This window comes from Alkaliflexus imshenetskii DSM 15055, assembly GCF_000517065.1.
GTDB classification, from domain to species: domain Bacteria; phylum Bacteroidota; class Bacteroidia; order Bacteroidales; family Marinilabiliaceae; genus Alkaliflexus; species Alkaliflexus imshenetskii.
Genome location: NZ_KI912105.1, coordinates 746,710 through 760,934, shown reverse-complemented (window position 1 = coordinate 760,934; position 14,225 = coordinate 746,710). Strand labels below are relative to the sequence as shown.

General features: G+C 40.4%; 7 protein-coding genes and 1 riboswitch. Of the genes, 6 read left to right on the top strand and 1 reads right to left on the bottom strand.

All coding sequences use genetic code 11. The features are described 5' to 3' along the window. Positions 1–36: 36 nt before the first annotated feature. Positions 37–1,947, bottom strand: a complete 1,911-nt coding sequence (locus ALKIM_RS0103155; protein ID WP_026473387.1) for a TonB-dependent receptor plug domain-containing protein — start codon at positions 1,945–1,947, stop codon at positions 37–39. A gap of 105 nt (positions 1,948–2,052) precedes the next feature. Then, positions 2,053–2,252: riboswitch (cobalamin riboswitch) on the bottom strand. A 371-nt stretch (positions 2,253–2,623) separates the two neighbouring features. Between ALKIM_RS0103155 and ALKIM_RS0103150 the strand changes: the two genes are divergently transcribed. From ALKIM_RS0103150 to ALKIM_RS0103125, 6 genes are all read left to right on the top strand, one after another. Next, complete coding sequence (locus tag ALKIM_RS0103150; protein ID WP_026473386.1) at positions 2,624–3,325, top strand: NUDIX hydrolase; 702 nt, start codon at positions 2,624–2,626, stop codon at positions 3,323–3,325. Positions 3,326–3,508: 183 nt separating this feature from the next. Then, positions 3,509–4,792, top strand: coding sequence for a galactokinase (locus ALKIM_RS0103145; protein ID WP_026473385.1), 1,284 nt, complete (start codon positions 3,509–3,511; stop codon positions 4,790–4,792). Positions 4,793–4,867: 75 nt separating this feature from the next. After that, the gene (locus tag ALKIM_RS0103140) at positions 4,868–5,917 is read left to right on the top strand and encodes an aldose epimerase family protein (protein WP_157363743.1); all 1,050 of its coding nucleotides are present in this window, start codon (positions 4,868–4,870) and stop codon (positions 5,915–5,917) included. Positions 5,918–6,076: 159 nt separating this feature from the next. Continuing rightward, a complete protein-coding gene (locus ALKIM_RS0103135) occupies positions 6,077–6,553 on the top strand; it encodes a low molecular weight protein-tyrosine-phosphatase (protein ID WP_026473383.1) in 477 nt (158 codons plus the stop codon). Positions 6,554–7,089: 536 nt separating this feature from the next. Further along, positions 7,090–10,938 (top strand): hybrid sensor histidine kinase/response regulator transcription factor, encoded by a 3,849-nt coding sequence (locus ALKIM_RS0103130; protein ID WP_026473382.1) that lies wholly within the window; start codon positions 7,090–7,092, stop codon positions 10,936–10,938. Between the two features lie 281 nt (positions 10,939–11,219). Further along, complete coding sequence (locus ALKIM_RS0103125; RefSeq protein WP_026473381.1) at positions 11,220–14,198, top strand: SusC/RagA family TonB-linked outer membrane protein; 2,979 nt, start codon at positions 11,220–11,222, stop codon at positions 14,196–14,198. Positions 14,199–14,225: the final 27 nt, after the last annotated feature.

Below are 14,225 nucleotides of genomic sequence, written 5' to 3'. Positions count from 1 at the left end.
CATTTTTATATAAGTTATTGATTGGTGATATAAAAGTTAGATTTTGATGTTATACCTTAAACCGGCTTCGTAGTGTCTGTTAGGCATGGCGTACCATGCTGTGGTTTGGTATGTTGTATTCCAGATGTTCGCAATTCGAAATGTGACTGTTAGAGTGGATGCTGAAAGCGGAACTTTATATGCTGTCATAAGGTCACCTGTAATGTATGGTTCCAATTTGTTTGTAGCGTCATAATACCGTTCGCCAGCTGCATTAAGCGTAAATGCTGTGGTAATGTTGTGCAGATTCCATGAGAACATTGCATTGGTACTGTGCCGGGGAATGTAGGTCATTTGACTGCCATCGTAAATATCGTCGGTACGCAGTCTGGAATGGATATAATTATAGGATAGGTTCAGTCCAAACAAGTTGCTGCCCGACTTATGTGAGTTTTGCATCCTAAACTCAATACCCCTCGACATGCCTGTCTTTTTGTTGGTGGGCATCCAAACATTGTCACTGCCCTGGAGCCAAACAATCCAGTTTTCTACATGGGTAATAAATGCCGTAGCCGAGACTGAAACTGCCGTATGCGCATAATTTTTATCGATTGCCACTCCCAAATCGCCCGACCATCCCGATTCTGCTTTCAGATTCGGATTGCCACGTGCATAGCTGCTTTCTGCCCAGTTTAAATCGTTAAATGTGGGTATGCGATAGTTTTTCGAGATGTTGCCTTTAAGTGTCAGTGGGGCATATAGTTTGTAATCTGAGCCCAATGCAAATACCATTGGATGCAGTTCACCATTGGTCATTTCATCGCGCACACTCAGAACTGTTGTAAGTTTGTTATCCCTGCTTTTGAGATGCAGAAACGAGAACAGTGCCAGACGGTCACGGCTTTCGGTTGTGCGGTATCCGTCAGATTTTCCCTGTTCACGCGTGTAATTTAAACCCACGCTCCAGATGTGTCTGTTGATGTTTATGCGGCTTTCAACTTCACTCACGAGCGAAAGTGATTGGTTATTACCACTGTTAGTGGGTATAATATAATCTGTGTAATCTACTTCATTAACAATAATACCTTGTTTGATATTTAATTGTTTGCCATTGCCAAACCATTTGAAGTTAACCGCACCCATGAGGGTATTGTCTATCTGAACTGCGGTGTCAGGTCTGGTCTTAAACATTTGTGTTTGTATCTCTTTGTCGAAGTGCTGAAGCCAGAGCGCCGCAGTAAGCATTGTATTATCTGAGGTACGAATGTGTGCATCTGTCAGAATGCCTGCCTGGCTGTATCCGGCATTTTGTTGTCTTTGAACAGCCCTGTCCATGCGCGCTGTATTTATAAATTCAAAATCGTTATCGCTTTTTTTTGCGAAAGCCGCAAATGCGAAAGCCTTACGCTCATTGCCATTTTTGAGTGCAATATTGGCACTCGGAGTAAAAAAGCTGCCATAACCCACTGCAGCACTCAGTTGGTTTGGCCTGAGGAACAGGTTTTCTCCATTCAGATGAACCACGCCCGACATGGCGCCGCTGCCATAGAGTGTACCCGCGCCTCCATGTTGAATTTTTACATCTTTGAAAAAAAGTGCGGGCATTGCAGATAGATTCACGCCGCTGTTCATCGGACTTTGTATGTTAATGCCATTCCACATGACAGCTGTGTGGGCGTTGCCTCCGCCGCGCAAACTGAAAGTGGAGAGTCCGCCTGGCCCATAGGTTTTTACCTGAAGATTTGAACCCAATGAGAGCAGATCCGACAGTGAACCGTTTGCGAGCATCAATGCCAAAGTGGTATCGGTTTTTTCAACCATTGCACCTATGGCAAACTCCTCCAAACGCTGCGAACGAACGGTAACCTCATTTAACCATATATCCTCATTGCCGGATGTATTCTGTCCGGTAAAACTGTGTATGGTTACAACAACCAATAAATTCGCCAAAAAATACCTTAAGTGCATGGTTACAAATGATTAAATGCTTATTTAACCATTCGTAACAGACGGATTTTGTGAAAAATAGAACAGATTGAAGGTGTTCTAAACTTCGCTTTTTCACCCGAAAGCTACGAACTATAACTATTGGCAGGTCTTCTGGCTTGTCCGGCTTTTTGATGCCTTCCCATTCGCCGTGGCGAACAGTGGCTGGAGTATTCAAAATGCCTGTGATGGACTTACAGCTGCGGGGACAGCTCCGGAATTGAACCGGATTCCCTTTTAATCAGATTTCCAAATTGGATTTCTGAACCAAATCGATTGCAAAAGTATGAATTTATAATCATATAAAACAAACAATCTTTCATCTGTCTATAATTTGTTCGTTAATGGTCAGATGGAACTCACGGTATTAATCATGCTGCTTTGCGCGTTATAGTTACTCATGCTTGTTTCTTTTTATTTTTACGTAATAGCCTCCTCTTGATTTTCATGATGTCTGATATTTTTTGGGGTGTGCATTGAAAGATGCATCTCATTTGAAGCTCTTATTTTGAACATACAGTGAAAGAATTGACGCATATTGCAAGCACCATTCACATTATGAGTAGAATTGTTATTATTAATTTTTGCCAACAAATAAAAAATGCAGACTTTTATGGTCTCTTAAGAAAAAATAACGCTAAAATCGATATCGTCCATAATGAGTGAACAGGTCAGTTTTTATAGTCATGCAAAGCATCTTTTGGCTGTAGATTGTGTAATTTTTGGATACGAACAGGGAGAGCTTAAGCTACTTCTTTACCGGAGAACTTTTGATCCACAAAAAGGTAATTGGTCATTAATAGGTGGTTTTCTCAACGAGGACGAATCGCTTGAAGATGCTGCCGGCCGTGTATTGAAACAGATTACCGGGCTTACAAATATTTTCTTGCAGCAAGTATTCACATTCTCTCAACCCGATCGGGAACCAAATGTTCGGGTATTGAGTGCTGCATTTGTGGCATTGATTCGAATAGACCAGCAAAACCAGGAGTCGCTCGAGAAGTTGGGAGCACAATGGCTTTCAGTCACCAAACTGCCAGAACTGATTTTTGACCACCATGAAATGGTTGATCGCGCTCTGGCTTTTTTGCAGAACAGAGCCGCGCACGAGCTGGCCGGGCGTGAGTTATTGCCTGAGCGCTTCACCTTTATTCAACTACGTAATTTGTACGAAGCAATTTTTCAAAGGGCATTCGATCCGGGTAACTTCCGCAAAAAAGTACTTTCGCTCAATGCCATCGAGCGCACCAATGTCAAGAATAAAACCGAATCTAAACGGGGAGCTTACTATTATCGATTTAAAAAGAAAAGCGACCCAAATGGAGACCGAATTTTTAAAGCAGGAGCTGCCGGTTTCTAGGTCGGTTGGTGGGTTTTTCGCCTGGCTTGTATTGCCTCGAAAGATGAATTCCCAAAACGATAAAATTTTAATGTATAATAATATTTGACCCAATGCAATTGCTTTTTTGTGGCACAGATTACCTGATTTAGTTCTGTAATGCCTTAAACCGCATTGGGTTAGCATCTGTAAAAAAAACCTGATATGACAAGTATTCGTTTAATGGTTGACAAGCTCCGCAGTGGCAATGTGCCATTTTTAAGGGAGTTGTATGGAGAAGATTCTGAAGTGCTTAAGCAGCAATATGTTGATTATTTGAATCTTATTGGCGAGTTTCAGGAGTTATATCCTCATGAAACTGCCGGGTTATTTAGCTCGCCCGGTCGTACCGAAATAGGAGGCAACCACACAGATCACAATCACGGTCGCGTGCTTGCCGGAGCTGTCAATCTTGATAATATTGCGATTGCGGCTGTAAACCACTCGAATCTGATTCAAATTAAATCTGCCGGTTATCCTCAGTTTTCTGTGGATTTAACATCTTTGGAGGTCAACCCTGATGAGCAATTCACATCGGCTGCATTGGTTCGTGGTATCTGTGCGCGTTTAAAGCAACTTGGATACCAGATTGGTGGCTTTGACGCATGTATTACAGGGCGTGTGCCAAAAGGTTCCGGGCTTAGCAGCTCTGCCTCGTTTGAGGTGCTCATCGGTGCTATTGTAAGCGAGTTGTTTAATGATGGAAAGCTCGATGCGGTTGAAAATGCCATTGTAGGGCAATATGCAGAAAATCACTATTTTGGAAAGCCTTGTGGATTGATGGATCAGACAGCCTGCTCTGTTGGCGGACTTATCTCTATTGATTTCAAGGAGCCGGCCAATCCGGTTGTTCAAAAGGTTGATTTTAATTTTATCGATACCGGATACGCTCTGGTGATAACCGACACCGGTGGTAGTCATGCCGACTTAAACGATGAGTATGCTTCCTTACCAATTGAAATGAAGTCCGTGGCGTCGCAGTTAGGCAGTAATTTCTTGCGTGAAGTTTCCCTGGATGACATCGTAACGGCGATACCTCAAATTCGTGAGAAAGTAGGGGATAGGGCCCTTCTTCGTTCCTATCACTTTCAACAAGATAATCAAAGGGTATCAGAACAGGTAAAAGCGCTTGAAAGTGACAACTTTGACTTGTTTCTTCAGATGGTAATTGAGTCAGGCTATAGCTCATTTATGTATAATCAGAACATATATCCTGTGTCTAATGTGGCTGAACAGGGACTCTCACTTGGATTGGCTTTAAGTGAGATGGTTTTGAAAGGGAGAGGAGCCTGGCGTGTACACGGAGGCGGTTTTGCCGGCACTATTCAGGCGTTTGTTCCCGCTGATTTGCTCAATAAGTACGTTACGACACTTGAGCATGTATTTGGAAGCGGTACCTGTCATAAGCTTTTTATACGCAGCAAGGGAACCTGCCGCATCGAAATTTAATATATCAACACAAACCATCAATATTTGCTGAAATATTCCAGAACTTAACGGCAGATAATGACAAAAATTAATCCTATGAAATTGTTGAGACAAGAAGACTTTATTACCACGCATCAAGGCAAGATAACAGGTTTGTTTACACTCGAAAACAAAAATGGCATTGTGGTGCAAATCTCCAATTTTGGAGCCAAAGTGGCATCACTTTTCACTCCCGATAAGGATGGGAATTTAGCTGATATTGTGCTGGGTTTTGCCTCAGTTGGTGAGTACATCAAAGGGAACCCCTATTTTGGTGCTATTTGCGGACGTTATGCCAACCGGATTGCAAATGGGCGCTTTACACTCGATGGTGTTGAGTACACATTGCCACAAAACAATGGTTCAAACTGTTTGCATGGCGGTGTCAGCGGTTTTCATGATAAAGTTTGGGATGTGGTTAAGTCCGATAGCTCCAAACTTGAGTTGCAATATGTTTCAGCTGATGGGGAAGAGGGTTTTCCCGGTAATCTAACTGTTAAAGTGGTCTATACCTTAAATGATAGCGATGAGTTTACCATCGACTATTTTGCTGAAACCGACCGTGCTACAGTTATAAATCTTACCAGCCATTCATTTTTTAATTTGGGTGGTGATGGTTCTGGCGATGTATTAAGTCAGCTGTTGGAAATCAACGCGTCTCGCTTTACGCCATGCAGCGACGTGCAGATACCTACCGGCGAGTTACGCCCTGTGGCTGGCACTCCGTTTGATTTTACCGTTGCAACTGCTATTGGTGCTCGCATTGATGTTGATGATGAACAGCTTCGTTTTGGTGCCGGTTATGACCATAATTTTGTGCTCGACAACAAACCCGGAGAAGTTGCCTTTGCAGCTCGTGCTTTTGATGTTGTATCGGGCCGTTGCATGGAGATTTATACCGATACACCCGGGCTTCAACTCTATACCGGAAACTGGCTTGATGGCAACGATGCAGGGAAAGGAAATGTCTATCACAAGCGAAATGCTTTCTGTCTTGAGACCCAAAATTTTCCGGATGCACCAAATCAGAGCAATTTCCCAAACTCGGTTTTGCAGCCGGGTGAGACATATCGCCAGACCACTATTCATAAGTTCTTTGTGAAATAGAGATATACTGACTCGATTTATTTCAGGCACGTGAGCTAGATGTAAATCAAATGGTTTTACTTAGCGTACACACATCTGCTGTTTTTACTAGAGCCTTTGGAAGTTTTAAATTTCCTGAGGCTTTTGTATCTTGCGTCAATTCGTTAATTGTACTCAGCTATGGATAAAATCCGGATATTATTTGTGTGTCTTGGTAATATTTGTCGTTCACCAAGCGCAGAGGCGGTAATGAAAGCACTTGTAGAAAAGAAAGGTGTAGCAAGCCGTTTTGATATAGACTCAGCCGGTGTTATTGGTTATCATGAAGGCAATCCTGCCGATGCCCGCATGCAGCGTCATGCCAAAAAGAGAGGGTATAATCTCACCAGCATCAGTAGGCCTGTTAAACCTGCTGTCGATTTTAACAACTTCGACATCATCATTGGAATGGATGATCAGAATATACGTGATTTGCTATATATGGCACCTGACGACGATGCGCGCAACAAGATATATAAAATGACCAGTTTTGCCGGAGACAGTCAATGGAGCGAAGTGCCCGACCCATATTATGGTGGTGATGCAGGTTTCGAACTGGTACTTGATATATTGGAAGTGTCTTGTGAGGGGTTGTATGGGTTTTTGATGAAAGATTAGACATTGTATTTATAACCTAACAAAAATAGAATTACGCAACATCTGCTAGCATCTATTTCTGTAGTTTTGGTGATAGTAATTTGTTGAAATTTTCCATGTTTCCCAATGTAATTGAGTTATTCATATAGCGCACATCTATGGTTGAATCACACTAGATGTTCAAATTAACTACCCATATTTTAATTTAGCCTAATTTCACTATCCTATCACTTTAAGGTAAGTTTTGTGTTTTTTCTGATATAACAAAGTGTCAATGACGATTTAGCTGAAGCTAAGTTCTGTAATTAAGCCATATTCAAATAATTAAGTGGTGACTGGAAGTGCGTCAACAGTGTAATGGCTAGTTTTTATTATATCTATTTTTCTTGTTCAAAATTCAACAACAAATTTTCTTTGCTTAATTTGTTTAACTTTGTTTTAAAAATATAAATTGTGTTGGGATGGGTTTTGTGAGACGATTTTTTCGGTTGAATCTTTTTTCCTTGCGTGTGAGACGATTACTATTCGTTATATATACATTCTATTTCTTTGCTCCGATGATTGGCCAACATATTACCCATCTTGGTACAGAGGAGGGTTTGAATGGTCGTCATGCATTTAACTTTCAGCAGGATAAGAAGGGTTTTATGTGGATTTCTACGCGGTTCGGCGTGGATCGATACGATGGAAGCAGGGTTAAGAACTATCCACTAAAAGTCATTGACGAAGTTGGCTATTCCGTGCGTATGTTTCGGGTTGCAATGAGTCGGGATTCTGTGCTATGGGCATATTCTGATCGCGGAACACTATATCGATATAATGAAAGTCGTGATGAGTTTGAACAATATGTAGAGTTGAACATCTATCTAAGAGCTTTACATTTCGATACGAATAATCAGATTTGGATTGGATCAAAATCCTTGTTTGGATATGTTGATGGTGATTCCTTGAGAATAATTGATATGCCGCGGTTACGAGGTCTTGAAATCAAATCAATCAGTGATTTTGATGATGAAAAATTACTAATTGCTACCAATCAGGATGTACTCGTATACAATTTAAATGAGGAAAGCCTCATCCCAATAGTTGACAACCGACTGATGGATGCTAGCGGACAAATTAATATTGAGTCCATATATTACAACTCCTTATTAAAGCAGTTATGGATTGGCACTATTGAGGCCGGTGTTTTCTTTTATGATGTTAAAAGCGAAAAGTTGTCGCTCATAGACAATCCACAAATGCGGTTTAATCCAATACTTACTATTCTGCCAATAAGCGATTATCTTCTTTTTGTGGGTACTGACGGCGCAGGAGCATGGCTAATCGATCAAAAGCAACTTCGTGTAGTACGGACTTTTCAACAACGCGAAGGTCTTGATTTTACTTTGAGTGGCGATGGAGTTTATGATATATACAGGGACAAGGAGGAAAGAGTGTGGATTTCTACCTATTCCGATGGTGTAAATATTCTGGATTTCGGACGTCAGGGATTTCAGATTTTGCGGCATGAGAAAAATAATGATAATTCGCTTGGAAGAGACCATGTGAGCGGCATGTTAGAGGATTCACGCGGTAGAATCTGGTTTGCCACAAATGATGGGGTTAGTATTTATAGTCCGGCAGACAGCAAATGGCAACACCTTCTTAATCGAGCCAATGCTTTGACGATTTATGAAGACTCGAGGAGAAATATCTGGGTGGGAACTTATGCTTTAGGTGTCTATAAGTTGGATCTCAATGGCCGTATTTTAAAACATTATATGAGACAAGCAGGCTTGCCGGGGGAGATTGGTTCCAACTTTATCTATACTATAATTGAGGATTGCAATGGCGATATCTGGATGGGAGGAAAGAAAGGCCGAATCAGTAAGTATTATGTAAAAGATGATGTATTTACTCATATCTCTCTAAGTCAGGCAAATTATTTTTTAAGAAGAAAACCGGGTGAATTGTTGTTTGCTTGTGAGTCAGGAGTTTATGCGTTGGATGTGCTCACTGGCGATTATGCGCAAACCAAGTTTTCGACGAATCTTAAGAGTCGTTATGTGTGTGATGTTTATTTTGAATCTGATTCAATCATTTGGTTGGCAACATATGGTGATGGATTAAATCGATGTAATTATTATACAGGAGAAGTTGTTAGTTTTACATCGAAAACGGGATTAAACTCCGATTTTGTATATTCCATTTTGCCGGATGACAGAGGCGGGCTCTGGTTTAGTAGTGAAAATGGCATTGGCAAAATAGAGTTGGATACTTATGCAATTACGCACATCACAATTGGTGATGGCATCTCTGATACTCGCTTCCGTCAATTATCACGAATGAAATCCCGATCAGGTAAAATTTACTTTGGGTCATATAACGGAGTAACGTATTTTCATCCTGATAAAATCTCATTGCAGGAGACGTCGGCCCGAATTGTATTAACTGAGTTTAGTTTGTTCAACCAAAAATTTAGACCAGGAGATAAGAATACCCCCCTCCATAGAGCCTTGGACGATACCAAACAAATTACACTAAAGCATTATCAGCACTCATTTACCCTCAATTTTGTTACAATTAATTTCGACCCTGGAGGCAACAGACGTCATTTGTGGAAGCTTGAAGGACTTGATGAGTATTGGATTGGGCCAACTTCAGATAATGTAGTTAATTATACAAATCTTGCACCTAAAGAGTATATTCTTAGAATTAAATCAATTGGCGATAATAATAGGGTGTTGGATGAACGAGTACTTAAAATTGTCGTGAAACCACCTATTTGGCAAGCAGTTCCGGCCAGACTTGTTTTCGCACTCCTGATGATTTTGCTATTGTATTGGGTGTATTTGTATGTAAGACATTTTATCGAAAAGCGACATTCAGAAGAAAAAATCCGTTTTTTTATTAATACCACGCATGATATTCGCACGCCGCTGACTCTTATTAGTTCTCCGTTGTATGAATTGAAAGAGAATTTGTATAAAACTGAACGCAATGCCTATTTGTTCGATTTGATTACATCCAATCTGGAAAAACTTAATTTAATGTTTTCTCAACTTCTTGATTTTCAGAAGGTGTATGAATCTAGAGAGCAGCTGGTTGTACGGGAGCGCAATGTGAATAATTATTTAAAAGACAGATTGATGTATTGGATGCCGCTGGCAGACAAAAAGAATCAGAAGTTAACGCTGGTTTTACCGGATAGTATAGTTCGAGAGTGGTTTGATAGTGAGAAAATGGATAAAATACTTGATAATTTGGTGTTTAATTCAATCAAGTACACACCTGAAGGAGGAAGTATTCAGGTTCAATTAACCGTTGAGGAAGCCTGTTGGCAATTGTCGGTTTCTGACAATGGCATCGGAATCCCGAAACAAGAGCGTAAAAGTCTGTTTAAGAGATTTTACAGGGCTAAAAATGCGATCAACTCGCAGGAAACAGGTTCCGGATTGGGTCTGATGTTGGTAAAAACTTATGTGGAACTTCATTCAGGTAGCATTGCATTTCATAGTGAAGAGAATAAAGGAGCAGAATTTTACATTCGGTTTAAGCATGGTTCCAAGCATTTCGAAAACAGTATTATGCTGGATAATTCCCGATTGCCAATTAATAAGGAAGAATTTAATAGTCAGATTGATGAGGAGTATAAACATATTCGCAAGAAAGTTCTGGTTGTTGAAGACAACAAAGATCTTAGAGCTTATTTGAAACTTTCTTTGGGACATTATTTTAAAGTTTATGATGCGGAGAATGGACACGAGGCATGGGAGCAGCTTCAAGTAGTGAATCCCGATATAGTAGTTTCTGACTTGCAAATGCCAGAGATGAACGGATTTGAACTTTGCAGGAACATCAAAACGACCTTCGAAACGAGTCATATTCCGGTAATATTACTTACTGTGATGGCAGATGAGAAAAATATGGAAGAAGGACTTAAAACCGGAGCCGATGATTATATGGCCAAGCCATTTGACGTCAGGTTTCTGAAAATTAAAATAGATAACATACTTAATAATCGAAATCTGGTTCGTAAGAAGTATTTGGATGTGGATGTTATTTCTCCATCTCAGGATGATTTAGATAATCAACTTAATAGAGAATTTATTGAAAAGGCCATTAAGATTATCGACGCCAGATTAACTGAAAGCAAGTTTTCAATTACTGACTTTTCCAAAGAAATGGGTCTGAGTCGATCGCTTTTATATAATAAGTTTCAATCGATTACCGGATATACCCCTAATGACTTTATCAGAATCACACGATTAAAGAAAGCAGTATTAATTTTACGCGAAAAAAAGTACTCCATCAATGAAATTGCCGTGATGACCGGTTTTAATGATTCTGGTTATTTTGCCACTTGCTTTAAAAAAGTATATGGGAAATCTCCAAAGAATTTCATAGATGAGGAGATGCAATAGTATATAGTATTGCATCGTTTTGTTGGATTATTTTAAAACCCTTCTGGACTATTTTAATGTAGTTTGGGAGGGTTATTTGTTTTGAATACAGGTTGTTGTGTGAGTGTGGATGCTTTAAGTCACGGTTGTGATTTAGTGTTTAATTTGTCTTGTTGGGGTGGATGGTTTTTAACATTTATAATCATTTTGGACGATTTTATAACAATTATGGAAAATCGTAATAGACTTAGCCAACGTGTCGAACTAGTTTTGTGTCAATACCAAATAATAAAATCGTCATTATGGAAAAAAGAAGATTGTTGTTTTTTGCGTTATTGGTAATGGTTTTTGCCAATATTTATGCGCAAACAAATTTAAACAGGGTTACAGGAAAAGTAACTGATGAACGGGGAGAGCCCCTGATTGGTGTGACTATTGTTGAGAAAGGAAGTAGCATGGGGGTAATTACAGATGTAAATGGTGATTACAATATTAGTGTGTCAGGCCCGGATGCAATATTGTTTTTTTCATTTATAGGTATGGAAACTCAAGAGGTAAGGGTTGGTAACCAATCTCAAATTAGTGTAACGATGCTATCAGCCTGGGCTGATCTTGATGAGGTTATTGTTGTTGGTTATGGGGTGCAACGTAAAAGCGATGTGATTAGTTCTGTTGTAAGCGTAAAACCAGAATCTGTAACCAAAGTTCCGTCAACAGATGTGGGTGAGATGTTGAGAGGTAAAGCCACTGGTGTCTATGTTACAGTAGATAATGCAGGCCCAGGGAGTTCCTCAAATATCCTTATTAGGGGTAAAAACTCACTCACGGCTGGTAATGCGCCTATCGTGATTGCCGATGGAGTACCAATTGGAGGCATAAATGACATTAACCCCGCCGATATTGCGTCTCTCGAAGTATTAAAAGATGCAGCCGCCCAAGCAATTTATGGCGCACGCGCCTCAAATGGTGTAATTCTGATAACTACCAAACGTGCGCAAAGTGGAGAAACTAAGGTTGAGTATAGTGGTTATTACGGTGCTCAAACTGTGCGGAGAAATTTTGATGTATACAGCCCATTGGAGTTTGCACAGCTTAAAAGAGAGGCGATGCGAACCGATAATAACAATCAGTATCGCCCGGATGAGATCGTTTTTACCGAGATTGAACGCGAAGTTTTGGCTTCAGGGGAGTTTATTGACTGGGAGAAGGAATTGCTAAGAATTGCAGCGACCCAAAACCATAACTTAAGTATTGCTACTGGTACTGAAAAGTCCAGAATCTATACCGGTTTTAATTACCAGAACAGGGAAGGTGTAATTCCGGGGACTGATTTTCAGAGAGGTACCGTACGTTTAAACATCGACCAAACTATAAATGAATGGATTAAATTGGGAGCAAATACATCGTGGCAGCTGTCCCAAAATAATAATCCGGGTACTGGAGGAACCTTACAACGTACAATTATTACTTCTCCGCTTGGTAAAATCTATAATGAGGATGGAACCTATCGCATTAACCCTACCGGTGTGCAGGAGAGCTTTAACCCATTGCTAGATTTGGCCGAGGTAACTAACACGCGTTACGACCGCAATGATATTATGAACATCTTTGTGGATTTCAGCCCTTTTAGGAATTTTAACTACAGGATTAATGCAAGCCGACGCTCCTGGAACAGAAAAACACAGAATTACTCCACCTCAAAATCACTGCAAGGTTACCGGCTGGGTGGTTTAGGTCAGGGGAGTATCCGCTTCGAAGATAATATGGAGTTACAGTTGGAGAATATTGTAACTTATAACATGGAAGTCAATGAGCATAGATTAGGCTTTACTTTTGTTCAAAGCACAACTGAATCCAAGTACAATAGTTTTACTAACAACGCAAGTCAGTTTCCTAATGATTTGCTAGGGATTCATGGCATTGAGTCTGCCGAAATAACTCGTCCGGTTATTAGTGCCAACCGAAGGGCACTTCTTTCTTTTGTAGGTCGCGTTCAATATGACTATGCAGGTAAATATTATTTAAATGTTTCAGCCCGAGCTGATGGATCAACGGTGTTTGGGGCAAATAATAAATGGGGTTATTTTCCTGCAACTGCAGTAGGTTGGAACATATATCGTGAAGCATTTATAGAGGATATTCCGGTTATTTCTAACCTGAGGTTGAGAGCCAGTTACGGTAGCGTTGGTAATGAAGCAATAAGTCCTTATCAAAGTCAAAGTTCTGCCGATCAGAGAGACTATATCTTTGGAACAAATAGACGTACAGGTTATGTGCCAGGTGGCTCATTGCCAAACCCAGATTTAAGATGGGAAACGTCTACTACACTAAACACTGCACTCGATTTTGGTCTGTTCCGTAACCGATTATCTGGTACTTTGGAGTTGTATAATACCAGAACCACTGATTTGTTAATGCGCCAATCCTTAAGTGCTTCAACGGGTTATTCAAACAGGCTTACAAACCTTGGCGAGATTGAGAATAAAGGACTTGAGTTTAATATTAACGGTGTGATTGTAGACCGTCGGGATTTTATGCTTAATACCGGTTTTTCAGTGTCAATGAATCGCAATAAAATTATTAGCCTTTACGGCGATCTGGATGAGAATGGTAAAGAAATTGACGATGTAGCAAACCGTTGGTTTATTGGACAGCCCATTGATGTTTTCTATCAGTATAAACCCATTGGCATTTGGCAGATAGGTGAAGATATAGTGAATTCACATATGCCTCAAGCAAAACCAGGCGACATTAAACTTCTGGACAGAAACGGCGATGGCATTTTTGATGCTGACGACCGTGTAATCACTAAGCGTGACCCAAAGTGGTTTGGAACGTTTAATCTTGATTTGAGATTCAAGTCTTTTGATTTCTCTGCAGACGTGTTAACTGTTCAAGGCGTAATCAGAAACAATCCTTACCTATATAATTATGTGGATGGAGGCTCTTTAAGAGGTGTATTCAACGGAATTAAGCAGGATTATTGGTTGCCTGAGAATCCTACAGGAAACTGGCCACGCCCCACTGAGGCTAACGATCCGGTTTACATCTGGACTATGGGATTGCAAGACGCTTCTTATGTAAGGTTACAAACAGTTACCCTGGGATATACGTTTCCAAAAACGTTACTTACAAGGGTCAGATTGAGCAATCTAAGAGTTTATTGTACAGGTCATAATTTAATGACTTGGACTAAGTTCCAGTCATACAGCCCTGAGAAGAACCCCAATGATTACCCTGAGGCGGTATCGGTTATTGGTGGTATTCAATTATCCTTCTAATAAGGCTTTGTTAATTAATTAAATGTT

Coding starts and splice junctions, on each gene's coding strand:
- ALKIM_RS0103155 (WP_026473387.1), bottom strand. CDS start 1,947: ATGCACTTAAGGTATTTTTTGGCGAATTTATTGGTTGTTGTAACCATA.
- ALKIM_RS0103150 (WP_026473386.1), top strand. CDS start 2,624: ATGAGTGAACAGGTCAGTTTTTATAGTCATGCAAAGCATCTTTTGGCT.
- ALKIM_RS0103145 (WP_026473385.1), top strand. CDS start 3,509: ATGACAAGTATTCGTTTAATGGTTGACAAGCTCCGCAGTGGCAATGTG.
- ALKIM_RS0103140 (WP_157363743.1), top strand. CDS start 4,868: ATGAAATTGTTGAGACAAGAAGACTTTATTACCACGCATCAAGGCAAG.
- ALKIM_RS0103135 (WP_026473383.1), top strand. CDS start 6,077: ATGGATAAAATCCGGATATTATTTGTGTGTCTTGGTAATATTTGTCGT.
- ALKIM_RS0103130 (WP_026473382.1), top strand. CDS start 7,090: ATGATTGGCCAACATATTACCCATCTTGGTACAGAGGAGGGTTTGAAT.
- ALKIM_RS0103125 (WP_026473381.1), top strand. CDS start 11,220: ATGGAAAAAAGAAGATTGTTGTTTTTTGCGTTATTGGTAATGGTTTTT.